This is a genomic window from Candidatus Krumholzibacteriota bacterium (assembly GCA_034520215.1).
In the GTDB taxonomy this organism is placed as follows: Bacteria; Krumholzibacteriota; Krumholzibacteriia; order Krumholzibacteriales; family WJIX01; genus JAGHBT01.
On sequence record JAXHNR010000002.1, the window covers coordinates 353,828 to 379,362 of the forward strand.

20 protein-coding genes are annotated in these 25,535 nt (G+C 38.1%); 18 read left to right on the forward strand and 2 right to left on the reverse strand.

Features of this window, described 5'->3' with window-relative positions:
• Positions 1-11 precede the first annotated feature (11 nt).
• From U5O15_08130 to U5O15_08200, 15 genes are all read left to right on the forward strand, one after another.
• Positions 12-1,178 carry a PDDEXK nuclease domain-containing protein gene (locus U5O15_08130; GenBank protein MDZ7860614.1) on the forward strand — a complete coding sequence of 389 codons (1,167 nt, stop codon included), beginning with the start codon at positions 12-14 and terminating at the stop codon, positions 1,176-1,178.
• Positions 1,179-1,250: 72 nt separating this feature from the next.
• Positions 1,251-4,193, forward strand: coding sequence for a DNA methyltransferase (locus U5O15_08135; GenBank protein ID MDZ7860615.1), 2,943 nt, complete (start codon positions 1,251-1,253; stop codon positions 4,191-4,193).
• 2 nt (positions 4,194-4,195) lie between these two features.
• Entirely contained in the window at positions 4,196-5,488 is a 1,293-nt protein-coding gene (locus U5O15_08140) for an AAA family ATPase (GenBank protein ID MDZ7860616.1), read from the forward strand.
• Between the two features lie 61 nt (positions 5,489-5,549).
• The gene (locus U5O15_08145) at positions 5,550-6,155 is read left to right on the forward strand and encodes a hypothetical protein (GenBank protein MDZ7860617.1); all 606 of its coding nucleotides are present in this window, start codon (positions 5,550-5,552) and stop codon (positions 6,153-6,155) included.
• The gene (locus tag U5O15_08150) at positions 6,155-8,950 is read left to right on the forward strand and encodes a helicase-related protein (GenBank protein ID MDZ7860618.1); all 2,796 of its coding nucleotides are present in this window, start codon (positions 6,155-6,157) and stop codon (positions 8,948-8,950) included. Before U5O15_08145 ends, U5O15_08150 begins: the two co-directional genes overlap by 1 nt.
• Positions 8,937-9,650: a hypothetical protein gene (locus U5O15_08155; GenBank protein ID MDZ7860619.1), complete on the forward strand. Its 714-nt coding sequence runs from the start codon at positions 8,937-8,939 to the stop codon at positions 9,648-9,650. Before U5O15_08150 ends, U5O15_08155 begins: the two co-directional genes overlap by 14 nt.
• Positions 9,643-11,655, forward strand: coding sequence for a BREX-3 system phosphatase PglZ (gene pglZ, locus U5O15_08160; protein MDZ7860620.1), 2,013 nt, complete (start codon positions 9,643-9,645; stop codon positions 11,653-11,655). The genes U5O15_08155 and pglZ overlap by 8 nt, the downstream gene beginning before the upstream one ends.
• On the forward strand, positions 11,652-12,434 hold the full coding sequence (locus U5O15_08165; protein MDZ7860621.1) for a hypothetical protein: 783 nt from the start codon (positions 11,652-11,654) through the stop codon (positions 12,432-12,434). Before pglZ ends, U5O15_08165 begins: the two co-directional genes overlap by 4 nt.
• A gap of 321 nt (positions 12,435-12,755) precedes the next feature.
• The gene (locus U5O15_08170; GenBank protein MDZ7860622.1) at positions 12,756-14,468 is read left to right on the forward strand and encodes a carbamoyltransferase C-terminal domain-containing protein; all 1,713 of its coding nucleotides are present in this window, start codon (positions 12,756-12,758) and stop codon (positions 14,466-14,468) included.
• A 3-nt stretch (positions 14,469-14,471) separates the two neighbouring features.
• A complete protein-coding gene (locus U5O15_08175) occupies positions 14,472-15,647 on the forward strand; it encodes a class I SAM-dependent methyltransferase (GenBank protein MDZ7860623.1) in 1,176 nt (391 codons plus the stop codon).
• A 45-nt stretch (positions 15,648-15,692) separates the two neighbouring features.
• Positions 15,693-16,934 carry a methyltransferase domain-containing protein gene (locus U5O15_08180; GenBank protein ID MDZ7860624.1) on the forward strand — a complete coding sequence of 414 codons (1,242 nt, stop codon included), beginning with the start codon at positions 15,693-15,695 and terminating at the stop codon, positions 16,932-16,934.
• A 1-nt stretch (position 16,935) separates the two neighbouring features.
• Positions 16,936-17,844, forward strand: coding sequence for a quinolinate synthase NadA (gene nadA, locus U5O15_08185; protein ID MDZ7860625.1), 909 nt, complete (start codon positions 16,936-16,938; stop codon positions 17,842-17,844).
• Positions 17,834-18,844 carry a radical SAM protein gene (locus U5O15_08190; protein MDZ7860626.1) on the forward strand — a complete coding sequence of 337 codons (1,011 nt, stop codon included), beginning with the start codon at positions 17,834-17,836 and terminating at the stop codon, positions 18,842-18,844. Before nadA ends, U5O15_08190 begins: the two co-directional genes overlap by 11 nt.
• Positions 18,819-19,598 (forward strand): PIG-L family deacetylase, encoded by a 780-nt coding sequence (locus U5O15_08195; protein MDZ7860627.1) that lies wholly within the window; start codon positions 18,819-18,821, stop codon positions 19,596-19,598. Before U5O15_08190 ends, U5O15_08195 begins: the two co-directional genes overlap by 26 nt.
• On the forward strand, positions 19,588-20,694 hold the full coding sequence (locus U5O15_08200) for a glycosyltransferase (protein ID MDZ7860628.1): 1,107 nt from the start codon (positions 19,588-19,590) through the stop codon (positions 20,692-20,694). The genes U5O15_08195 and U5O15_08200 overlap by 11 nt, the downstream gene beginning before the upstream one ends.
• Before the next feature lie 445 nt (positions 20,695-21,139).
• Here the strand turns inward: U5O15_08200 and U5O15_08205 are convergent, their stop codons facing one another.
• Positions 21,140-21,553, reverse strand: coding sequence for an ATP-binding protein (locus U5O15_08205; GenBank protein ID MDZ7860629.1), 414 nt, complete (start codon positions 21,551-21,553; stop codon positions 21,140-21,142).
• A gap of 35 nt (positions 21,554-21,588) precedes the next feature.
• On the opposite strand from U5O15_08205, the gene U5O15_08210 reads away from it, so the two are divergent.
• Positions 21,589-22,179 carry a transposase gene (locus U5O15_08210; GenBank protein ID MDZ7860630.1) on the forward strand — a complete coding sequence of 197 codons (591 nt, stop codon included), beginning with the start codon at positions 21,589-21,591 and terminating at the stop codon, positions 22,177-22,179.
• A 116-nt stretch (positions 22,180-22,295) separates the two neighbouring features.
• Here U5O15_08210 and U5O15_08215 read toward each other — a convergent pair whose 3' ends face one another.
• A complete protein-coding gene (locus U5O15_08215; protein MDZ7860631.1) occupies positions 22,296-22,472 on the reverse strand; it encodes a hypothetical protein in 177 nt (58 codons plus the stop codon).
• A gap of 450 nt (positions 22,473-22,922) precedes the next feature.
• Between U5O15_08215 and U5O15_08220 the strand changes: the two genes are divergently transcribed.
• The gene (locus U5O15_08220) at positions 22,923-23,753 is read left to right on the forward strand and encodes a hypothetical protein (GenBank protein MDZ7860632.1); all 831 of its coding nucleotides are present in this window, start codon (positions 22,923-22,925) and stop codon (positions 23,751-23,753) included.
• A 2-nt stretch (positions 23,754-23,755) separates the two neighbouring features.
• On the forward strand, positions 23,756-25,378 hold the full coding sequence (locus U5O15_08225) for a glycosyltransferase (GenBank protein MDZ7860633.1): 1,623 nt from the start codon (positions 23,756-23,758) through the stop codon (positions 25,376-25,378).
• Positions 25,379-25,535: the final 157 nt, after the last annotated feature.

The window sequence follows — 25,535 nt, forward strand, 5'->3', positions numbered from 1 at the left end:
GGATTTATTATATGAAAAAAAAATCAAAGAAATCAATAGAATCTGAAGGTAACCTTTTTAGTCGTGTTGTAACTATTTTGGAGCAGGCGCGAACAAATGTTATTCGCACAGTTAATAACGAAATGGTGCTTGCATACTGGCAAATCGGACGAGAGATTGTCCAGTCAGTGCAGAGCGGTGATAAACGTGCTGGATATGGAAAGCAAGTTATTAAAGAGCTTTCTAAAGAGTTGAATAAAAAATACGGCAAGGGATTCTCTACAACAAATTTATGGTATTTTAGACAGTTCTATCTGGTGTATTCAGATCGGGAACCCAGGATTCGCCACAAGGCGTGTGGAGAATTGAATTCTGGAGAAAAACTCCACAAGGCTTGTGGAGTTTCAAATGATTTAAGTATGGTTGTTGAAAAATGCGAAGATATCAAAGGATTTTCCCCTCTCTTAAGCTGGTCGCATTATCGTACATTAAGTAAAGTTGAGCAAAAGAATGAACGCCTCTTTTACGAGATTGAGGCCGAAAAAGAAGGTTGGAGCGTTCCTGCCCTGCAACGCCAAATAGACTCCTTCCTTTTCCCTCGGCTTTTGAAAAGTAGGGATAAAGACGGAGTTATGGAGTTGGTAGAAAAAGGACAATTAATAAAAACTCCGAGTGACAGCATAAAAGATCCTTATATCCTTGATTTTCTTGGTCTGCCTGATTTTAAGCAAATACACGAATCAAAACTGGAAACTGCGATTATTGACAATCTACAATCATTCCTTCTGGAATTAGGTAAAGGATTTGCATTTGTTGCCCGGCAAAAACGTCTCCAGTACGAGGATGAATATTTCTATATTGATCTTGTTTTTTATAACTGCATTTTGAAGTGCTATCTTCTAATTGACCTGAAGATAGGTAAGTTGACACATCAGGATATCGGTCAGATGGACAGCTATATCCGGATGTACGATGATAAATATTTTACAGAGGGTGATAATCCATCAATAGGTCTTATTCTTTGCGCAAAGAAAAACGAAACCATCGCCCGCTATTCGGTACTAAAAGACAGCAAACAGCTCTTCGCATCCAAATATATGCTCTGTCTGCCTACAGAGGAAGAGCTGCAGCAGGAATTGGAGCGGGAACGGATACTAATTGAAAAGCTTCAATCCGAAGGAAAAGATGATCACGAATGAAAAGGTATAAATTATCCACGACTGTTATTTGTGTTTATTCGAATCCATTAATGGCCGAAGGGGTTATTTGTGATGAGTAGATCAAAAGAAAACAATAAACAGAAACCATTATTTAAGACAAAAATTGTCCCCGGCAAACCAGGTTCACAGAATCTATTTGAAGAGGAATTTATCCGTGATGAGGGACTCGTGGAATGTCTCGGTATGACGTTTGAAAATGATAAAAAGCGCCGGCAGCATTTTCTGGAAATATTAAAAGAAAAACTTAAAGACCCTGAATTTCGCAAAATCGAGGGTTTTCCACTCGGAGAGGATGAAGATATTCTCAATCTGTCCGATCCCCCTTACTACACTGCTTGTCCGAACCCGTGGATCGGTGGTTTTATAAAGCTATGGGAAAGTCAGAAACCAGAGAGGGACAACAAAAAATATCACAGAGAACCATTTGTCGCTGATGTTAGTGAAGGTAAAAACGATCCAATATACAACGCCCATTCTTATCATACAAAGGTGCCTCACAAAGCGATCATGAGGTATATTCTTCACTACACCGCCCCTGGAGACATTGTCTTTGATGGATTTTGCGGTACGGGTATGACGGGTGTCGCGGCGCAGATGTGTGGAAACAAAGATGCGGTTGAATCTCTGGGTGTTACCAAAAAATCTCCTGAAAAGAAATACAGAGTTGAAAAGGATGGAACAATATCAGAAAAAAAGGTGAACGAAGGGGGGAAAACCGTATGGACACCATTTTCCAAAATTGGAGCAAGGAAAGCGGTTCTAAATGACCTTTCCCCAGCGGCAACCTTTATTGCGTATAATTATAACACCCCCGTTGATGTTGTTGAGTTTGAAAGGGAAGCAAAACGAATCTTAAAGGAAGTAGAAGAAGAATGCGGCTGGATGTATGAGACTGCTCATGAAGATGGACAAAAGGGCAGGATTAATTACACGGTCTGGTCGGATGTCTTCGTCTGCCCGGAATGTTCCGGGGAAATAATCTTTTCGGAAGCGGCGGTGGATAAAGAGGCCGGGAAGGTACATAAAGAGTTTCCATGCCCGCACTGCCAGGTTCAACTTACCAAAAGGAAAATGGATAGGGCATGGGTAACAAAGTACGATTCCGCGCTAAACAAATCCATACGACAGGCCAAACAGGTTCCGGTACTGATTAACTATTCTCTTCCTGTCCCCGACAGGAAAAGGCCAAAGCGGTTTAAAAAAACACCTGAAGAATCTGATCTAGCGCTTATTGAAAGAATAGAGAATAGTGAGATTCCATATTGGTTTCCTGCTGACCGTATGATGGAAGGTGAGGAAACAAGGCGCAACGATAGATTTGGCATTACCCATGTGCATCATTTTTATACGAAAAGGAATTTGTGGGTGTTGGGGGCGGTGCTGAATATGTGTTCACTTAAAATAAGATTATTATTTCAATCTCTTTCGCAATTCGTTCAACAAGCTGACAATAATCCTTTGTTATTATTTTTATTCGGAAGTGCTTTACCAAAACTAACTATTATGAATAGGTACATGCCACAACATGGGGGAAGAGCACTTGTTGGCCCCATGGCAAATACACTTTATGTGCCCCCAGTATGTGTTGAGAAGAATGTGATCGATCAATTTCGGTTTCAATTTAATAAAATCGCCAAAGCATTAAATTCACTTAAGAGCAACTTGGTTTTAACACAAGCTGCGCAACAGATAAATGTGCCTGATAATTCAATTGATTATTTGTTTCTTGATCCTCCATTTGGGGCAAATATAATGTACTCAGAGTTAAGCTTTATCAGGGAAGCTTGGTTAAAGGTTTTTACAAATTCTAAACCAGAAGCAATTGAAAATAAATCGCAAAAGAAAACAATTGATGTGTATAGAATACTGATGGCCGAGTGTTTCAAGGAAACATATAGAATGCTAAAACCAGGACATTGGATGACGGTTGAATTTTCAAACACTAAATCATCTGTGTGGAATAGCATACAACGTGCTCTTTCTGAAGCAGGTTTTATTGTGGCATCTGTTGCCGCTCTGGACAAAACAAGAGGGGGGCTACATGCTATGATTGGACCTACAGCGGTCAAACAAGATCTCGTAATCTCCGCCTACAAACCCAACGGTGGGTTTGTAGAACGATTCTTGAAAGAAGCATCAACCGAAGAAGGTGTATGGGATTTTATTCGTACTCATCTCGGCTATCTACCCGTAATAAAGAAACAGGGGAATGAACTTGTTCCTGTCCCTGAACGAGATCCGCGCATACTCTTCGATCAGGTTGTTGCTTTCTATGTCAGCAAAGGTTATCGGGTTCCAGTATCTAGCCCGGAGTTTCAGAAGGGATTAGCTGAGCGTTTTTCTCTTCGCGACGGTATGTACTTCCTGCCTGAGCAGACAGCGGAATACGACAAGAAACGGATGAACGCAAAAGAAATTATTCAACTGAACCTCTTTGTATCAGATGAGGCAACCTCTATTCAGTGGCTTAAACAGATACTTAATAAAAAGCCGTTGACCTTCCAAGATATAAATCCACAGTTTCTGAAAGAAATTTCCGGTTGGGATAAGCATGAAAAAGCCCTTGAGCTTTCTGAAATTCTGGAACAGAACTTTTTGCGTTACGACGGCAAGAGCAATGTGCCCAGTCAGATTCACAGCTATCTCTCCTCAAATTTTAAAGAGCTGCGCAACCTTGAAAAGGATGATCCTGCGCTTATAGCCAAGGCCAAAGACCGCTGGTATGTACCTGATCCTCGGAAGGCTAGTGATCTTGAACAACTCCGAACGAGGGTTTTGATGAGGGAATTTAAAGAATATGTTGAGTACAAGAAGAAACGAATACGTGTTTTTCGTATGGAAGCTGTCCGCGCTGGCTTTAAGAAAGCATGGCAGGAGCGAGACTACACCACAATAATTGATGTGGCACAAAAGATTCCGGACAAGATTATTCAGGAAGATCCCAAGCTCCTTATGTGGTACGATCAGGCTGTAACGAGAACAGGAGAGGAATAATTATGGCGAAAATAGAAGGAATCAGAATTCAAAATTACGGTGTGTTAAAAGATATAATACTGGGAAAGTTATGGAACTTACAAAATGCCAAACCACTGACACCCATGACTGCGGTTATTGGAAAAAACGGGGTAGGTAAGAGTTCTTTGTTCGATGCCTTTGGTTTTCTTGCTGATTGCCTGAAATTGGGAGTTGAAGATGCATGTAATGCCAGGGGGCGGGGCGGCTTTGAGCGTATTTGTTCTCAAGGGAGTAATGGCCCGATCGAGTTTCAGATATACTACAGGCAGCATGGTAATGCCAGACCTATTACATATGAAATTGCAATTGACAAAGATAAGGCTGGCCGATCCTACGTAAAAAAGGAACGGCTCAGACAGAGGCGCAAGGGACAGAGCTATGGATGGCCTTTTTCGTTTCTTGTGTTGAATGAAGGAAAAGGAGTCGTATGGAAAGGCGAAGAACATGGACAGCAGATTGATGAAGGTAAAGTGGATTTTGACTTGTTCGGGTTGATGAAGAAAATTGGAGCAACACCACAAAAAGAAGAAAGCCGCGAAACAGAGATTATTGAACTACAAGACAAGCGCAAGCTTGGCATTGCAACCCTTGGGGCACTAAAACAACATCCCAGGATATCGGCATTTCGCCAGTTTATCGAGGGCTGGTATATGAGTTACTTTACTCCGGATGCTGCTCGCAGTCTTCCATTGGCCGGGCCACAAAGGCATTTGAATATCCACGGAGATAATCTCGGTAATGTCGTTCAGTTCATGCAGCGTGATCATCCTAAACGTTTTAATAGTATACTCAATCGCATTGCTGAAAAAATTCCCGGAATTGACAAAATTGATACCGAAGAGAGTCCGGATAAACGGCTGCTTTTGCGTTTTAATGATAAAGGCTTCGATAGTCCGTTCTATGCTCAGCAAATGTCTGATGGTACGCTAAAAGTCTTTGCTTACTTTTTGTTATTGGAGGATCCGACACCCCCGCCTTTTATCTGTATTGAAGAGCCTGAAAACGGGCTGTATCACAAATTGTTGGAGCCTTTGGCCGCTGAATTCCGTACGCATGCAACGGGCAGAAAAAACTCGCCGCAACTCTTTATTACCACGCATCAACCATATTTTGTGGATGCACTAACGCCAGAAGAGACATGGATTCTTGAAAAAGGCTCGGACGGTTTTTCGAGGATACGAAGGGCCAGCGAGGATGCAACCGTCAAAGCCATGGTAGATGAAGGATTACCGCTTGGTGGCCTCTGGTACAGTGATTATCTGGATGCGAGGTGAGCCAATGCACTTTCAAATACATGTTGAAGATGCGTCTGGGAAAATCGTGTTGGAATCTATTATGGATAAGATTCTGAGCCCACAGGACCTAAATCACACATATAAAATATATTCTTACAAAGGCATTGGGCGTATTCCAAATGACCTAAAAGGAACAATAGATCCACAAAAGCGCATTCTTATGGATAGATTGCCAAAGTTACTAAGAGGGTACGGGAAAAGTTTGCAGCATAGTTCTGTTTCTGTTGTGGTGTTTGTCGTAGATCTCGATTATAGGGATTGTATAGCATTCAAAGAAGAAATGATTGATGTATTAAATGCCTGCAATCCAAAGCCAAAAACGCTATTCAGGATTGCGATAGAGGAAATAGAAGCTTGGTTGTTGGGAGATCGTAATGCTATTAAAACTGCTTACCCTCACGCAAAAAATCAGGTTTTAAACAGTTATCAGCAAGACAGTATATGTGATACATGGGAGAAACTTGCGGATGCCATATATTCTGGGGGATCGAAAAAAGTTAAAAAACAGGGATGGCCCCATACAGGACAGTTAAAATGTCGTTGGGCGAAAAAGATTGCTCCTCATATGGATGTAGAAAATAATCAATCAAAAAGTTTCAGGATTTTCCGTGATGGAATAAGAAAATTGGCAGGAAGTGTGATCTGATGAACGGGAACAAATGGCACTACAGTCTCGATCACGACCAAATCTGCAAGGTTATTGAAACCCAGAAGCTTTGGGGCAAAACCACCTGCTGTGTCTGGTTTCCGGTTTCGGACTCGGTGGTGCATGTTTCTGCGGCAGGACTTAAACCGATTGAGGACATTGTAACATGTACGCCGGAGCATGTTACCTACATTGCAGCTGCAGCCAGGGTAGCAGAAGCGCTTACTCAGAATGTCCTGCTTTCGCCTGTTGAATCTTCGGTTATTCCTCTCCCCCATCAGATCAAGACACTGTCCCGGGCGATTTCTGGTGATAGGATACGCTATCTCTTGGCAGACGAGGTTGGGCTCGGAAAGACCATCGAAGCTGGTTTGATCATGCGAGAGCTTAAATTGCGCGGTTTGGTTACAAGAACTTTAGTTATTTCACCCAAAGGCCTGCTTACGCAATGGATGGCCGAAATGCAGACTCATTTTGGAGAGGATTTTCGAATTCTTATTCCAGGTGATTTTTCAACCTATAGGCGTATAACCCGTGAAGAAAATATGTGGAAAAGCCATGATCAAATTATCTGTTCCATGGATTCTGTAAAACCGATGGACAAACATCGTGGTTGGACGCAGGAGAGGATCACTGAATACAACAGCGAACGTTTCGAAGATCTGATTGCTGCCGGCTGGGATCTTATTATCGTGGACGAGGCGCACCGTCTTGGTGGAAGCACAGATCAGATCGCCCGCTTCAAACTTGGCAAGGGATTGGCCGCGGCATCTCCCTATCTCTTGATGCTCTCCGCTACACCTCATCAGGGAAAGACCGATGCTTTTCACCGTTTGGTTTCCCTTGTCGATTCTGAGGCCTTTCCGAATGAAGCCAGTGTCACTAGTGAGAGGGTTCAACCTTACGTTATACGCACCGAGAAACGTCAGGCCATAGACGCAAAGGGAAGGCCGCTCTTTAAGCCCCGGCGTACGGAACTTGCCCCGATCGCATGGGAAAAACGACATCGGGATCAGGAACTTCTTTATGAAGCTGTTACCGAATATGTAAGGCAGGGTTACAATCAGGCTAGAAAGGAAAAGCGAAGCTATATTGGTTTTCTTATGATTCTTATGCAACGTCTAGTAGTCTCAAGTACAGCAGCGATCAGCAGCACTCTTGAACGAAGACTGGAGGTGTTAAAAGCGCCGCAGGAACAGTTAAATCTGTTCCCGGATTATTCAGAAGAGGATTGGGCGGATATGGATGGAGAGGAACAGATCGAAACTCTGCTGATGACCCGTTTGAATGCCATGAAAAATGAGAGAGCTGAGGTAAAATTGCTCCTCGATGTCGCAAGACGCTGCGCACAAGTTGGACCGGATGCGAAGACTGAGGCATTACTGGACTGGATCTATCGGTTGCAACAGGAAGAAGGCGATCCGGAGCTAAAGATCCTCGTTTTTACCGAATTTGTATCTACCCAGAAAATGCTCGAACAATTCTTGAAAGATCGCGGGTTTTCAGTGGTTTGTCTGAATGGTTCACTGAACATGAATGACCGCAAAGATGTCCAGGAATCTTTCGCGGAGGATGTGCGAGTTTTGGTTTCTACAGATGCGGGCGGCGAAGGCCTAAACCTACAATTCTGTCATGCTGTGATTAACTACGATATTCCATGGAACCCGATGCGGCTTGAACAGCGCATTGGACGAGTAGATCGCATTGGTCAGGGGCATGTTGTACGAGCTGTTAACTTTATTTTTGATAGTTCCGTGGAGCATCGTGTGCAGGAGGTGCTAGAAGAAAAACTGGCTGTTATCCTCGAAGAGTTTGGTATCGATAAAACCGGTGATGTGCTTGATTCAGCACAAGCAGGACAGATTTTCGACGATCTTTATGTGGAAGCCATTCTTCATCCGGAAGACGTGGAATCATCAGTTGATACGGTTGTTTCCCGTATCCATGATCAGATTCTGGAAGCTAAGAAAAGCTCTTCGGTCCTTGGAAAAGCCGAGGATTTAGACCCCGGTGAAGCAAAACGTCTGATGGTTCATCCGCTTCCCGACTGGGTGGAAAGTATGACGGTTAATTATCTGCATGCAAACGGAGGCAGGGCGGAAAAAAAGCGACGCACGTGGGACCTTGAGTGGCCGGACGGGGAGTTGTTTTCGAACATGGTTTTTACAAGAAAGGATGCCTTTGATATTCCAACTGCTCACCACTTGACCTTGGAGAATAAAAAAGTTCGCAATTTGGTAATGAAGTTGCCTCGAATGGTAAGGGGGCAGCCAATACAGTCAGTTAATATTCCGGGGCTTTCCAATGAAATTAAAGGGTTTTGGTCTCTCTGGACAATCACAATTCATGCTGATGACTGGAAATGGCAGCGGGTATTGGCCATATTTTTGCACGATGACGGCAGAATTCTTAAGCCTACAGCACGCCACATCTGGAATAAATTACTGGCAGTTTCTCCGGAGATTGGCAGACATCTTAAAAGCGATTCCGCTCATGACGCATTTGATCGAGTAATGGAAGCAGCAGAAAAGGATGGAAAGGCAATTTATGATGGAATCGTTCAAATGCACCGTAAACGCTTAATTCGTGAACGCAGCAAGGGAACATATGCCTTTAATGCAAGGCGAAAGGCCATGGAACAAATTGGATTGCCGCAAGTTCGAGACCACAGGTTGGGTAAATTGAATCGTGAAGAGGATGAATGGTGTGAGCAATTGGAACGCAGAGCTAAAGTGATTCCCGAAATGGCAGCTCTTCTTTTGATATACATGGAGGGAACCAATGCGATCAGGTGACAAATTTATCGAATTATTTAATAAGCTCGAGACAACTCTAAGACAAAAAGTAAACTGGAATAATCATAAGTCTTTCTATCAATTAGTAAATGTGGCTGCTAAAAAGTATTCCGTAGTTCATAGAAATCGGGATATTCTGAAAGATTTTGGTAATCTTAGGAACGCTATTGTTCATGATACTAAGTATCCCAAGAAGATTCTAGCCGATCCGCGGCGTGAGACTTTGGATAGTTTAGAAAATGTATTTGAAGCAATCACCAACCCTAAAAAAGTTATTCCAAAGTTTCAGAAAGATATCAAAGTATTTTCCCTAGAAGAAAAACTTACTAAGGTTTTAAAATATATGGGCAAAAACGATTTCTCGCAGGTTGTTGTATATAACAATGAGCATTACCAAACATTGTCTTCTGAGGCTATTGTAGGATGGTTAAGAAGCGCCATCGGTGTTGGAATTGCTGATCTGGAAGGTTCTAAAGTTGAGAATTCCCTAATATTCGAAGACGAAAAAACATGCGAATATTTGTCTCGAAACGAACCAATTGATTCTGCCTTTGAACTATTTGAAAAGGCGATTCAAAGAAACATACCACGATTGCAAGCCATCCTCGTGTCAGAGTCGGGTAAGTCTGATCAAAAACCTTTTGGCCTTATTACTCCATGGGATCTGCTCAGTATAAATGGAGAAGATACTAATGAATAGTTGGCGAGGGCAGATTCTAAAGGAATTTACTCCTCGGGTTGCACGCCTGACGCTGGTTGCCGACCCGGATGGGCTTTTACTGGAGGAAGGTATTTTGAAGGGGATTCGCGAACGTGGCTTCGAACTAATCCTTTTCGAGGATCATGTAGCATTTCGCTACGCTTACGAATCTAAATTCCGTTCTCGCTGGGATCATGGTGAACACACTGATCTGGTGGTCGTATTGAGATCGCCCTCAAGCGACCTTGATTCTCTTCCCTATGATCTTCTGCAGGCAGGGCGAAAACTGTCTTTTAATCTAGGAGAGCTGTTTCCCAATCTAAGTTACCCGGTGATTGCCGCGTTGGACGCGCAAGATCTTGATGCTCTTTTTCTGGCTCAGCTACAGTATATGCCTGGTAACATGGGTGATAATGCGACAAAAGAATTTGTGCTGCGTCATGTATTCGAGATTGCCCCCGAACTTATAAAACAGCCATCCGATCTTCTGCGGGTTTTGCTGCGCCGTCACTACCGGAGACAGCGGATACCTGCCATGCTTGATCAGCGTTTTATCCAGGTGTTAAGACAGAATGGTCTATTTAAAGATTGGCAGCTCGACAAAATTGTTTCCGACCGTGAAGTTTTCTTTGCTTTTCTGCAAGAGCGCTGGCCGGCTTTCCTGGATTGCATGGCTGACCGGGGAAAACAACCAAAGACGGGAAATGAAGGAAAAGGTGATTACGGACTCCAATACTCAGGCCCCCTAGATATTCCCTTCGACCATGACGATATTCGGGTTTATATTGACAATTTGTTCATAGAGGGATTACTCCATTCTGTCTATCACAAAAAGGGTGATGAATTGAAGTCAACCTGGGCCGGAGTTGGCATCCAGACCGATGCAGAAGAAGATCATCAGTATAGACTGGACAGATTGATTGATATGATCCGTAACAATATTCCAACAGAGGATGCCAGGCATACAGATTGGTTCCGTTTCGGTTATAGCTATGCTGAAATTAGTGTACTCGAACATGAGATAAACAGCGGACTGTCGGGTGATGAAAAAGAGCGTATTGCTTCACTTCGTTTATCAGTTGATGAGGCATTTCGCGAGTGGGTTGAGGATCGGTTTGCAGGTCTACATAATCAGCCCCCCGTGCCACCGGCAATGATTCACCACATCCCGAGGGTCCTGGCAAGGGAGATTGGTGACTCAAGTAAAAAGAAGGTCGCATTTCTGCTGGTGGATGGGTTAGCTCTTAATCAGTGGCTTGTCTTACGTGATGTGCTCCAGTATCAAAGGAAAAAATTAGAATTCCGAGAAAGCGCTGTTTTCGCCTGGATTCCCACCGTGACATCAGTGTCACGGCAGGCTGCCTTTGCCGGTAAACCACCGATTTACTTTCCCTCGAGTATACATACCACGAATAAGGAACAATCCCTTTGGACTCAATTCTGGGCGGATCAAGGACTGACAGGCACTGCTGAAGCATACGCAAGGGGCATTGGGGATGGTGATATCGACAAGGTGCGTGAGATCCTATCGCGCCCGAAGATTCGTGTGGTAGGGCTTGTTATCGATAAGGTAGACAAAATTATGCACGGCATGGAACTGGGTGCGGCTGGTATGTTGAGCCAGGTTCGTCAGTGGGCTATGCAGGGTTTTATGTCTGATCTTATTGACATTCTTCTTTGTCAGGGCTTTCAGGTTTTTTTAAGTTCAGATCATGGTAACATTGAGGCGCAGGGTTGTGGAAGGCCGGCTGAAGGTTCTGTTGCGGATATAAGGGGCGAGCGAATTCGCGTGTATCCGGATGATCTGTTGCGGGCATCGGTCAGGAAAGATTTTCCAGAAGCTATAGAATGGCCGCCGATTGGCCTGCCGGAGGACTATCGCGCCCTGCTGGCACCAGACCGAAAGGCATTCATTCGGAAAAACGAAACCACCGTCGGACACGGCGGAATTTCTATCGAAGAACTGATAGTTCCTCTGGTTCAGATCTATAGGAGGAATAAATGAACAATCGACTGAAACAAATTGGTGTTGATCGCTTTATTAGGTTAAAATGGCTTGAACGTACATCTGATTTGCTGCTAGCCGGTAACTATGAGAATATAATCAAGAATGAACTTGAGCAATTACTAACAATTGATTTCCCTTCTTCGTCGGCGAGTAAAAGGGGTACAATTTCTAAGACAATCACAATCTTGTTAAAGACATGGGTCCGCGTACCTCGAGATATTTATTCTTTGAGAGACACTGGCCTCGAACTACTTCAATCGGCGAAAAAAAATGACCGTTTAGCAATCCACTGGGGAATGATTATGGCTGCCTACCCTTTCTGGGGGGTTGTTGCCGGACAAACCGGGCGCTTGCTTCGTCTTCAGAAGAATGTAGCTGCAAGCCAAATACAGCGGCGTCTTAGGGAACAGTATGGAGAGCGAGAAACGGTTTCAAGAGCGGCGAGCCGTGTTATTCAGTCTTTTACCTATTGGCATGTTTTAAGTAACACTAAAAATAGAGGTATCTACAGTCAGGGACGCACATTTTCTATAAATGACCCTAAACTTATCTCCTGGCTTGTCGAGGTCTCCTTGCACGCACGTTCAAACGGTTCTGCTGTGATAAAGGACCTGCTTGATAGTACAATTTTTTTCCCCTTTCGATTTATACATATGTCAGCAGAGCAGTTAGTTTCCATATCATCTCGATTGGACATGATACGCCACGGACTGGATGAAAATTTAGTGATGTTGAGAGAAGAAGAACCAAACAAAGGAAGGAGAAAGAAACAATAAATTCGGTGGCAAAATAACCAGGGCTTTTTGCCTTAAAGAAACGGGAATTATAATTGTCGTTGAAAAGAAAAAATGCTTGACGCCAGACAAGAATCGAACTGAAAGGAGAATCTGTGAGAAAAATGTACTAAAATCGTTGAATCAAACCTGCCACTTTGGTATGGTAACCTAGCAGGGAATAGAAAGGGCTCAAAGGGTGGCAGTTTAAAACCGGAATGGGTGGCAACTTTCACCGGAATATACACAGGTTATTGTAGTCTAATTTAATTCTTCATTTAATTACGTAACTGGAAATATTGACATTTTTTTAGGAATTGTATTTTGAAAAGTGATTGTAATATACTTGGCATTACATCTCCTATGAGTTGGGATTCGTCAGCTTGCATACTTAAGTCTGGCCAATTATTCGCTGCTGCAGAAGAAGAAAAAATTATACGTATAAAGCATGCTCCTCATCATGAACCAATTAATTCTATTGATTTCTGCTTAAAAACATCAAATCTAAGCATGAAAGATATTGATTGTATAGCTACTGCATACATGAGTAATGAAGAGTATCTTGTCCGTAGATTTTTGTATGGTCTAAAGTATCTTTCAATAGACGATCTGTTAGCTCCATATTATTATTTTAAAAATAGTGAGCATTTCAAGAAACTTAATAGCTGGAATATTCTAAATAAGAATAAAAATAAGTTAATTAACGTTGAACATCATTTAGCACATTCATTTCACTCATTTTCTTCATCAGAATTTGAAAAGGCTTTAGTAATTTCATTAGATGGTGAGGGCGAAACAGTATCTGGTTTGATTTCTGTTTTTTATAGAAGAGGATTTCAAATATTGCATAGAATTCCTTTGAAGTACAGTTTAGGGTCAATGTATGAATCATTTACAGATTTTATAGGATATAGCTCGCATTATGATGAAGGCAAAGTAATGGGTCTTTCATCATATGGAACAGCAAATGATACGATTGTAAATGATTTAGTTAAATCTGACCAGAAATGTACATTTAGAATTGCTACAAGGAAGATCAATAAATATTTAAAAAATAAGTTTGAACACTTAATTTTAAATGAAGGCTTTATTTGTGATGAATTACACAAAACATCAATGGCTAATTTTGCAGCAACAGCACAGAATATATATGAGGTAATCTTATTGTCGATGGCCGAGTATTGGATTTTAAAAACAAAAATTTCAAACGTTTGTCTTGCGGGAGGATGTTCACTAAATTGCCTTGCAAATGGTAAGTTATTGCTAAATCCACAAGTAAGCTCCGTGTTTGTGCCCCCTGGTAGTAATGACGCTGGAACTTCAATTGGAGCAGGAGTTTATGCTTATTTTTTGAACTCAGACGAAATACCATATGTTGACCATGAATCTGCTAATGGCCACATCTATTCGGAAAATGAAATATTGCAATGCTTGAATAAACACAACCTTAAATTTTCGAAATTTAGTAACACAATCGATTTTATAGCACGAGTACTTGCAGATGGAAAGAATGTAGGATGGTTTCAAGGAGGTATTGAGTTTGGACCTAGAGCTTTAGGCTATAGATCGATTCTATCCTCCGCTGATACTAATTCAGGAAAAGATGAGCTTAACTATATTAAGGGCAGAGAGAAGTGGAGACCATTTGGTTGCATTATACTAGAAAACAAGATTGCAGAGTATTTCGAAATAAATACAGAAAGATTGCCAGATCTAAGATACATGAATGTTGCATTGCCCGTTCGAAAGAATAAAGCTAAACAAATCCCTGCAGTTGTGCATGTTGATAATACGAGTAGGATTCAATCTGTTACAGAATCAGAAAAAGAATTAAATAATCTATTAAAAAAGTATTATGAAATTACAGGTATTCCTTTATTGATAAATACTTCTTTTAACACAAGAGGGGAACCTATTGTAAATACTCCAAATGAGGCCATCGTAGCATTTAAAACTCTAAATTTGGATTATTTAATCATGAATGATATTTTGGTTTCTAGACCAAACTGTAATGTTCTTGAAAATAAAGAGGTATAGTTAATGTGTAATCTTAATTATGAGGATTACCCTTGTTTAAATACTGGAATTCTGCGCTTTGACCGACTATGGCTATTTGAAATGCTTTTTCATTACTCATCATTTGGTACTATTGATTGGTATGCTAAAGACAAGATTAATGTGCTTGATATGGGATGTGGAACATGTGAATGTGCGGTAGCTGCAGCTCTTAAGTATAAGAATGTAACGATACATTGTGTAGATGTTAGTGAAAATATATTAGAGTATGGTAAAAAATTAGCAGAAAAATATAATGTTGATAATATCAGGTTTTATGTGGGAAGTATATATACTATAAATCTCCCTATAAAATTTGATGCGGTTATTTTAAGTGGCGTTATCCATCATTTAAAAAATCCATTAATCGGAATTAATAATATTTTAAAGCTATGTACTGATTCATGTGTTTTTGCATTTTATATATATTCATTAAATGGACGTTTTGACGTTTTAAGGATCCAGAATGCTTTATCATTATTGTATCGAGAAAAGACTTTGTCTGAGCAAATCTCTATAGTTAGGGATTTAATAAATGAAAATAACAAAGGATTAAGAACGGTTCTTTCCTGGAAACAAAACCATGGTGTTTTAAATGATTGCTATAGTGATAATTTTTTGGTTGATATGTTTGCCCCAGGTTTTGAAAAACTATTTTCACTTCCTGAAGTGTTCAGATTTTTGGATAGGGCCAATTTGGATTTTGTAAGATTTGTTAACGAAACTTCTTGGGACCCAAACCTATATTTCAATAATCCTGAGCTTTTAAAGGAAATTGCTAATTTGTCGAAAAATGAAAAATATTTTCTTGTAGATAATCTTATTATGTCAGAAAATGGATATGAATTTATTGCAATAAAAAAAGGTAATAAAAGAAAATTTCATAAGAGACAACCATCAGAGTTAGGCAAAACAATAAAAAGATGTGCTTACGGAGAATTGAAATATGATCATAATAATAATGCTTATGTTAAACTCCTTTTTGATGATAGCATCATGTATATGAATCAGTTAGAAGCCACAATTTATAAATTAGCATGTGAAGGAAGTACGATTAGAAAATGCATAATTAAGTGTAAAGTTAATAATATTTATTATGATGATGAATTTTATGAAACGTTACTTCGCTTAGAAAAGGAAGCAGTTATTGCGGTGAACTAAGTACAAAATGGTTGTAAAATTTTAAAAAGATTGAGCAGTTATCTGATGGTTAATCTTAACATTGTAACCCCTACACATAATATTTCTTTTTTGCGCGAAACTTATGAATCTTTACTAAAGCAAACAGATAGAAAATGGAAATGGCTAATTGTTTTAAATAGTGGAGCGAAAAATCCAGAAATTCAAGATGATAGAGTCATTGTTGTTGAAGCTCCTACAGACATACCCAGAAATAATGTTGGTGCTATAAAAAATTATGCGTTTAACCTTGTTGATGATGGAATTTCTTTGGAGTTAGATCATGATGATTTATTAACACCGAATGCTGTGAAATTGGTAAAGAAAGCTTTTGAGGATGATTGTGTTGGGATTGTGTATAGCGACTTTGCTGATTTTATTGATGAATCGTGGAGGCCACATCGTAATTCAGAGAAAAATGGTTGGTTATATCGACAAGAAGAGTTTTATGGCAAAAAGTTTGATGTTTGTAGGGCATTTAAGTTAACAGCTCAATCAATTTCTCTCGTTTATTTTGCTCCTATCCATATTAGGGCATGGAAAACTAAATTATATAAAGAAGTTGATGGACATAATCCTAATTTAATAGTAGCAGCTGATCATGAATTATTATGCAAGCTTTATCTTAAAGCAAAATTTAAATATATACCAAAGTGTTTGTATTTGCACAGAGAGCATAGCAAGAACACTTATAAGCAGAATCTTGATATTATGAATGATATTACTTATTCAATATATGACGAGTATATCGATTTATTAATTGATCGATGGTGCTCCATAAATAATTACAAAAAACTTGATATATGCTGCGGTAACTCACCGAATAAAGGGTATATCGGTATGGATATTTCTCAAGGAGATATAATTTCAGACTTAAATTGCAATTTTCCATTAAAAGACAATTCTGTAGCAGTTGTAAAAGCAACAGATGCTTTAGAACATTTAAAAGACCCCGTGCATACTATGAATGAAATATATAGAATATTAATTCATGGAGGATGGCTAATATCTGACACTCCAAGTACGGATGGTCGAGGAGCGTTTCAAGACCCCACACACTGTTCGTTTTGGAATTATAATTCATTTTTGTATTATACAAATAAAATGTTTTCTAAATATGTCCCTAACATTGATTGTCGTTTTCAATCTATGCGGTTATATAATTACTTTCCAAGCGAGTATCATAAAAAATTAAATATACCATATATAAAATCACACCTAGTTGCTGTGAAAAACGGAATAAGATTACCTGGTGAAATAAAAATTTAGTATGAATAGGAGATGCAAAATTAAAAATAAAATCATAGATTTGAAAAGTAATAAGAGAGCTATTATTTTAGCGCACTATTATGTTTCTTCTGATGTACAAGATGTGGCTGATTTCGTAGGTGATTCTCTTGATTTGGCAATGAAAGCGAAAGATGTTGATGCTGATATAATAATAATGGCTGGCGTTAAGTTTATGGCAGAAATGGTAAAAATTCTTAATCCGACTAAAAAAGTACTTATACCAAGTTTAGATAGCTATTGTGAAATGGCTGATATGGTAGAAGCTGATTACTTAGAGGAAATTAAATCAAAAAATCCTGACGCTGCAGTTGTAGCATATGTCAATACATCAGCTGAGGTTAAAGCTATGAGTGATATATGTTGTACATCTCGCAATGCAATTTCGATTGTAGAGTCATTAAAATCTAAAAATATTATTTTTGTACCAGATCAAAACATGGCTTCATATATTTCATTAAATACTAATAAACATATTTCAGTGCCAAAAGGATTTTGCTATGTTCATAAAGAAGTTAGTGATTCTATAATTAATGTAAAACTAGCTAAATATCCTAAAGCTAAATTACTAGTGCACCCTGAATGCAATAGCAGTATCCAAGAACGTGCTGACTTTATAGGTTCTACAAGTGCTATGATATCATTTGTTAATAATACTAATAATAACGAGTTTATTATAGCAACAGAAAACAATTATGTCCAATTTCTAAGCAAAATGTTTCCAAATAAGAAATTTACAGGAGCTGCACATTTGTGTAGAGGAATGAAAGAAAATAACATAGAAAACATTTTAAGTGCACTTCAAAATGTAGAACATGAAGTTATTGTTGATGATTCTATTGCTAATGATGCATTGACTTCAATCGATAGGATGTTACAACATGAGAACTAATAGTCAAATTAATGATTTAAGATCCATGTTTTGCCCTTGCAAGATAAAGGATGAAGTAGAACTTGTAGAAATTAACGAAGAATATGTTGAATATGATGGCTTTCAATTTATTGCAAAGCCTCTAAATGCAATTATTGAATTAACAAATAAATGCAATCTAAGATGTAAACATTGTTGTATTACTGAAAAAAGAAATGAAAAAGGGATTAACATCTCAATATTAAATGAACTAATAAATCTTGGCATTGAAAATTTTGAGCTCACTGGAGGAGAACCACTATTACATCCACATTTTAAGGAGATACTTCAATTATTAATTGAAAATAATTGCTATTTTCGTATCATGTCGAATGGATATTTTTGGAGTAATGAACTCTACGAGCTATTGCAATGCTATCCCAACGTTGAAATATTCATATCAATAGACGGAAATGAAGAAATACATGACAGTATAAGAGGAAAAGGATCATTTGTTAAAGCGATTAATACGATCCGAGAAGTTAAAATACATGATATAAAGCTGGGTATTTCAATGGCAGTTTCAAAAATTAATATAGATTGTATTGATTATCTTTCACGATTAGTAAAAGAGCAAAACATAGATATTATAAAATTGATTCCTTTGAAGAGCAAAACATTAGACCCAGAATTTATAGACATGTACTCGTTATCTTTTGAAGATTTCCAAAGAATTGATAGCGTAATTGAAAAAATAAACTTACCCAATAAGTTGGAATATAATGATTCACATAACTATAACTCAGACAAAAGGGTAGCTTTTTTTGGATGCAAGATGGGAGGAGCATTTTGCTCTATTGACAGTTATGGTTATCTTCAGAATTGTCCAGTAACTAGGGCTCCTGTAGGTCAAATTGATGATGGGAATTTCATTGAGTTATGGAATATCTTGCAAATAAATATTAGGAGAGAATTATATTCTAGCAAATGTTATGATTGCTATTTAAGAAAATATTGTGCAGGCAATTGTAGCTATGCTTAGAGACGAATTCTATAAAAAAAATAAAATAATAGTTGTTGCTCACCCCGATGATGAAGCGATAGCTTGTGGTAACCTAATTTTAAAAACTCTGGAACAAGGTTTTTCTATTTGTGTTATAAGAGTTACTAAGGGGGCTCCTTATTATTTAAATAATAAGGAGAGGGAATTAGTTGTAAATATAAGAGAAAATGAGGCGAGTAAATTTGATAATTTATTTTATTCTTATTCTTACCACTCTGTAAATTTAAGTTTCATAGATCAGTATTTGAGTAGTAATGTCTCTCTATTGTATCATTCTTTAAAAAATATAGTAGTAAAGAATGTTATTACGAATTCAATAATAATTAGTCATCATCTTGAATTTGGACATCCTGATCACGATCTTTTGTATTTTATTGTTAGAAAAATTTCAAAAGATCTTCGATTTAATATGTATTCATTTCCAATGTATGGTACTTACAATGGGAGATTCTATTATGAATATTCCTATGAAAATTTAAATGATGTTGTTTTTAAACTTAATAATATTGATGTTTATCAAAAATCGCAGTTATTAAATATATTCAAATCACAAAAAAGAATAATAGAACGGATAAATACATCTAAGGAAGTATTTATTCCAGTTGAAAAGCTAACAGGGGTCTGTTTTGATTTACCATACCCTAAAAAATATTTAGTTTCAGAAAATATTCCTATCACACCTATCAAATTGTTGAATATCTGGATGTCTTGGGAACGGGAAAATGGTAATTAAAAAAATACTTTCTATTGGTTTTTTCCCACCTCGTAGAAGCGGAGCTGCAATTACTAATCATGAAATATGCAATAAGTTATCATTAAGCAATAAAGTAATTGCTCTTTCTCCGCTCTTAGAAGTGCATGCAAAAATGCCGGTAGACAAGTATTTTAAGACAAAAAAATATTCTTTAGTAAAATTAAAAAATAAATTGCCGCCTGCTTCAAAAAGGGTTTATCAAAATACAATTACAGAAATTGGGAAAAGGTTTTCACCTGAGATATTAAACTATATAAATTCATTTCAACCAGATATTGTATTTATTATGCATGAGTCAATATTATGGTATTTAGAGGGCTACTTATTAAAAATGAATGTACCTTTTTATTGCCTTTGTCATGGATCGCCTATAACTCAACTTTCAGACTATGGCAGTATTGAAAGAGATTATTTTTTAAACACATTATCTCAAATGAAAAAAGTATTTGTAATATCTAAATATTTAAGTGATTTGTTGAAATCATTCCATATACGTAGTTCACTTCCTTTTGGCGATGGATTAAACACAAATCTTTTCAATTCTTATAAAAGAAAACAAGTAAGTAGTCAAAAAAAGATTCAAATAATGCATGTATCAAATTTTAAAGAAGGGAAACAAATAAATGAATTCTATCGACTTGCTTCAATTATGAAGGATAGAAAAAATCTAAAATTTTTAGCAATTGGTAATCCTCATCTTAATGAAGCTGTTATTGACATAGAAAACAATGTAGTAAATATCGCATGGTTACCTTATGAACAAACCTTAGATTTTATGAATAAGGCGGACATTTTGGTTGTAACGTCGCAAAGAGAAGGTTTATCAAGAATAATTCGTGAATCACAGCTTTTAGGTAAAGTCCCTATTGCACCGGATTTAGAGGTATTTAGAGAATCAATTGAAAATGAGGCGACTGGTTTTTTATATGATGTAGATGACGAAAGGAGCTTGAGTATTACTTTGCAGCGTATTATTGCTAAATTTGAAATGGTGAAATATCTAATTTGTGCAAAGAGAAAATACTTTTTTCAACAATATGGTATCCCTAAACTTATAAACGAAGATATTTGGTAATAAAGATTGTGCCAACAATTTTTCGTTTTATAATTTTTTAAGCATTCTTCTTTTACGGTAGCCTAAGTATATCATTCTGATTATATCAAGCCAGCTTACTTTTAACCCTACTCAAAACCTGGTTTGTAGTAGTGACCTTTCAACATTAAACTCATTCATGTGACCTTCCCCCGTTTAATAATCTACCACGCTCAAAGCTAATCTTTCTTTATTCATTCATTTGTCTAGAAGCAAACTCACTTGGGGGCATGCTCCCAAGTGAACTGTGCGGCCTGAATGTATTGTGCTCGCACCTTCAATCCTCGATTTTTTGTCGGGTATCAGCAAGGTTTAAGGAAAAGTGTGTATTCCGGTGAAAGTTGCCACTCATTCCGGTTTTAACCTGCCACCCCTGAGGTACTTTCTATTCCCTGCTGTTTAACCATACCAAAGTGGCAGGTTTGAATCAACGATTTGAGTACATTTTTCTCACAGATTCTCCTTTCAGTTCGATTCTTTTAGCGCTGTGGACTACCCGGTCACAGATAGCATCTGCGATGGTATGATCACCGATTATCTTGTGCCAGTCTTTAACTGGCAGTTGAGATACGAAGATTGATGATTTCAGGCCATGCCTGTCTTCAAGGATTTCCAGAAGGGTGAGGCGGTTGGGGGCGTCGAGGGGCTCGAGGCCGAAGTCGTCGATTATAAAGACATCAAGCTTTCTTATTTTGATCAGCTCTTTCAGATAAGTTCCATCTGCTTTTGAGAGCTTAAGATTAGCGAACAGCTTTGAGCAGGGGAAGTAGCCGACCTTGTGGCCATAGACGCATGCCTGATGCCCCAGTGCTGAATGGGCTTCCCCTGGTTTTCTAGACACCAATTAGGTTACAATATAACCTAAAGGAGGAGTCCATGACGCAGCAGAAGCAAGACTGGATCAGGTCCAACGAGAGGGCGATGTGGTATTTTGGCGGTGTACCGGCGGCGATAGTACCTGACAACTTAAAAAGCGGTGTTACTCTCAGCAGCAGGTATGAACCGGGCATTAATGATCTCCTCGATGATTTTGCCGGGTATTACAGGACGGTGATACTTCCTGCCAGAGCTGGTGCTCCCCGGGATAAGGCACTGGCTGAGAACGGGGTAAAGCTGGTTTATCAGAGAATATATGCGCCTCTCAGAAACGAGATATTCCACTCTGTTGAGGAGATAAACGAAGCGATCCTTCCACTTCTGGGGCGTCATAATGATAAGCCATTCACGCGGCTTGGAGTATCCAGAAGGGAGCTGTTTGAGGAGATCGAGAAGAGCGAGCTTAAAGATCTTCCTGTAGAGAGATATCCTCTCAAGTACTTCAAGAAGCAAAGGCATTCGGGGTTTAATGTTCATATCTCAGAAGCGATCCGGGCAGGTGACAAAGAGGCACTCACCCGGGTTGCCAGATATATGATGAGGAGCCCCGTAGTAATCTCACGACTAATCTATCACAGAGAAGCACAGTAGGTCAGGATTAAAAAACGTAACCCTGCAATCGGTGATGAGATCGTCCTGGATGTACTCAGGTTTATCGCCAGGCTTTCGGTACAAATCCCGGATCCCCATGAGAGGATTGTCTTATACTACGGCCCATACTCGAACGCCTCCGGCAGGCGCAGAACAACACAGGATGGAAAAGAACTGACACCGCCGGCAAAAGGCTTCTCGAGATCAGGTGAGAGTGAATACAGCAAGTCAAGACGGATAAGCTGGGCTAAGCTGATAGCTAAAGTCTGGAAAGAGGACCACCTTCTCTGCAAAAAATGCTGAGGGAAAAATGAGGATTATTTCCTTTATCGCCGATCCGGTGGTAATTGATAGGATTCTACGGACGCTTTGGCTGGAATCACTGCGATCAACCTCCTCCCCGTTATTATCCTCCGCTCCAGATCTGCAGCTCACCGCTAACCTGAAGCGGGGCGTATTAAGCGTAAGTTGTGTTACCTACAGAGGATGTTAGGTGGGGTGTGGTCTGATTTGGCCTTATCTCCCTACACCACATCCAAACTTGCTTTATGGGCCCGGAACATGGCTGAAGAAAATTTCTCCATCCCTGAAATCAGAATAATGGCGACGAAGCACAGTATAAATGGGGCGCAAAACCCCCTTGTTCGCACTTCCCCCGTTGACAGAAAAAATCGAATTTCTTATAATTATGGATAAATGATAAATAAATATTAGAATTACAAACTAAAACATATAAAAAACTCATGGTTAATTGCTTATTTAAGTCATGGAAAGATATTATTCAGAATTCTATAGTAGAATTTTATAATGATATAGGAGATTCAGGCTTTATTGTAGGGAGTTTTCATGACGCGGAACTATTCATTGACCCAAAAGATATTGATGTGGCAATTATTTTTGATTACCTTGACACTGAAATGTTGCGGGTAGCAATAGAAAGAGCGGAGCTGTTATCACAAAAACTAAGCAATAATTTTGATTCTATAAATTTTATTCCCGAGTTTAAACAAGGACCAATTAAGCTAGCAAACAATAATAAACAAAAACAAATCCATTTCTTCTTTTTTGAATATTCGGCAATCCAAAGGAAAAAAGGACATCCTTTCTTGTGTAGTTGGTTAATGAATAATTCTAGACTTTTTGGCAAAGAATTGTCACAGATCATTAATGTAAGAGGTATTGATAGAAAAGTCCTAATTAATGATATTAATAATACCATTACTTCAATTAGTCAAGGAAAGATATGGTATTGGGAGTTTTATCAAAAAGAAAATAAGAACAAATTGAAAATGAAAATGGAATGGCAAAATGTCAATTCTAGAAATCAATATTTAGAACTTATTAGATATTCTAGACATATAATTCGTTCCTTTTTATTATATCTAACTGAAAATGACTCAAGTAAATCACAACTACTTATATCTGAATCCAATAGGATATTAGAATTGGAATTGTACAATAGAACTCATAATGAAATTGTGGAAAGTAAAAGATTTACATTTGATAAGGAAGTCTTTCATATTTTAAATTTTTTACATACGGCAACTAACTATTTATCAAAACTTAAGGCTTAAACATGATCGAATACGATATAATTATCCCAACCCATAAAAATTTTGATGAAAAAAAAGGATCAATTTTACCAACACTTTTAGGAATCTCTAATTTTATTGTTCAACCAATCAATGTATTCATAATAAGTAATGGCGATGATGAGAAAACAAAGAACCGTTTGCACGAAACATGTTCAATGTTTAAAAATGTAGTATTAATTGAAGAAAAAGTAGCAAATCGGGCTAAAGCAAGAAATATTGGTATTGGAAAAAGCAAATCAGATTTTGTAATGTTTATGGATGATGATATAATAGTATCTCCTGAAGCAATTAATTTTTTCGTCAAAAATATATCTATGCATTCATTTCTATGTGGTGCTTGGAGACGCTATATTCCTCAAAATACTAAAGTCTCTACTATTAATGAATATTTAAAGCAGCAAAATTATCAGGATATAGATAATCTAGCTTCTGATGAACCATCGTATAAACCCTCTCCTAAGGGAGAATATAATGGTTTACTACAACAATCGACATTTATATCGTGTTTTGGTGGAGCATCAAGAAAATGTATTAATGAAGTAGGTGGTTATGATGAAGAGTTTGAGGGATGGGGTCTTGAGGATACAGATCTAATGAGAAAATTAATACAAACTGTCAATTTTATTAGTATGGCTCCATCTTTGGTCTGGCATTATGATCATCTTGTTCAACCATATAGATGGAAAGAGCATTGGGGAATTAACTGGAATACTTATATTAAAAATTCAAAGGATAGAGGTTTTCTCATGCTTCGTGCCCTTTTTAATAAAAAAGAAGCTACAGTTAATGATGAAGAAGTATTGATCTCACCAAAAAATGAAAAAGCATATTCATTAATTCCAAAACAACTCAAGCCAATTTATCAAGCTCATTTAAAAGAGTGCGTTGATATATATTCTTCTGATTATTATTGTGTTGGTGTTATTCTATATGGTTCAGCATTATATAGCGAAGAGCCCAGTGATTTTGATATTACAAAAATTGTATTTAAAGGGAAACAAGAGTTTAATTATTTTAATAGATCGATTATCCCAATTGATGAACATATTATTGGTCTTTTTTCTATTAAACATTTTATTGATCATCCTTTTTATGATCCAAATAGATGGTTCATTATTGCGGGCAAATTTGCAGAAGGATTATACCTGTGGCAAAATGTTAATATTAAAGAAAAAATTTCATATTGGATAGAAGAATCTATTAAGAGATTTTGGTTACATCTATTGTCCTACCATCTTGGTAGAGTTTTAAAATTGATAAATGAAGAACACTATATTGATAGATCAAAAGCATATTGGCACTTTTCTCTAATCCTTTGTTTCTCGAAATCAATATTCCCAATAAAATATAGGTATCCATATTCCAATGACATAGACATTCAATCAATGCTAATAAACTTTGAGAATGAAATCATGCCATTAAAGTTATACGAAAGAAAAAAAGAGACATTAATAATTCTACAAAAATACATATTCGATATCGTAGCTAAATACGATAATAATCAAATATATCCCATATACTATCAGGACAGTTTAATTTCAATAAATGAGATTAAAAAAATCACTAAATCAGAAATACAATACAAATTAGCTCCATTAGGTTAAAAAGCTTGCAAAGAATGAGCAAAACATTGCTGCTCGTTTTACTTCTCGGTTTGAGCTGGGAAACAGATAATTCTTTCTCCCGATCTTATGGAAAGCTTTCAGTGTCTAGCGACAATTATTTTTCCCGTCTGGCGACAATTAGAATTCCCGGTTATTA

What these genes read in the sequence shown, in the direction of transcription:
- U5O15_08210 (MDZ7860630.1), top strand. Translation starts at nt 21,589, where the DNA reads ATGACGCAGCAGAAGCAAGACTGGATCAGGTCCAACGAGAGGGCGATG.
- U5O15_08190 (MDZ7860626.1), top strand. Translation starts at nt 17,834, where the DNA reads ATGAGAACTAATAGTCAAATTAATGATTTAAGATCCATGTTTTGCCCT.
- U5O15_08180 (MDZ7860624.1), top strand. Translation starts at nt 15,693, where the DNA reads ATGGTTAATCTTAACATTGTAACCCCTACACATAATATTTCTTTTTTG.
- U5O15_08225 (MDZ7860633.1), top strand. Translation starts at nt 23,756, where the DNA reads ATGATCGAATACGATATAATTATCCCAACCCATAAAAATTTTGATGAA.
- U5O15_08150 (MDZ7860618.1), top strand. Translation starts at nt 6,155, where the DNA reads ATGAACGGGAACAAATGGCACTACAGTCTCGATCACGACCAAATCTGC.
- U5O15_08175 (MDZ7860623.1), top strand. Translation starts at nt 14,472, where the DNA reads ATGTGTAATCTTAATTATGAGGATTACCCTTGTTTAAATACTGGAATT.
- U5O15_08165 (MDZ7860621.1), top strand. Translation starts at nt 11,652, where the DNA reads ATGAACAATCGACTGAAACAAATTGGTGTTGATCGCTTTATTAGGTTA.
- U5O15_08135 (MDZ7860615.1), top strand. Translation starts at nt 1,251, where the DNA reads ATGAGTAGATCAAAAGAAAACAATAAACAGAAACCATTATTTAAGACA.
- pglZ (MDZ7860620.1), top strand. Translation starts at nt 9,643, where the DNA reads ATGAATAGTTGGCGAGGGCAGATTCTAAAGGAATTTACTCCTCGGGTT.
- U5O15_08155 (MDZ7860619.1), top strand. Translation starts at nt 8,937, where the DNA reads ATGCGATCAGGTGACAAATTTATCGAATTATTTAATAAGCTCGAGACA.
- U5O15_08200 (MDZ7860628.1), top strand. Translation starts at nt 19,588, where the DNA reads ATGGTAATTAAAAAAATACTTTCTATTGGTTTTTTCCCACCTCGTAGA.
- U5O15_08220 (MDZ7860632.1), top strand. Translation starts at nt 22,923, where the DNA reads ATGGTTAATTGCTTATTTAAGTCATGGAAAGATATTATTCAGAATTCT.
- U5O15_08140 (MDZ7860616.1), top strand. Translation starts at nt 4,196, where the DNA reads ATGGCGAAAATAGAAGGAATCAGAATTCAAAATTACGGTGTGTTAAAA.
- U5O15_08130 (MDZ7860614.1), top strand. Translation starts at nt 12, where the DNA reads ATGAAAAAAAAATCAAAGAAATCAATAGAATCTGAAGGTAACCTTTTT.
- U5O15_08145 (MDZ7860617.1), top strand. Translation starts at nt 5,550, where the DNA reads ATGGATAAGATTCTGAGCCCACAGGACCTAAATCACACATATAAAATA.
- nadA (MDZ7860625.1), top strand. Translation starts at nt 16,936, where the DNA reads ATGAATAGGAGATGCAAAATTAAAAATAAAATCATAGATTTGAAAAGT.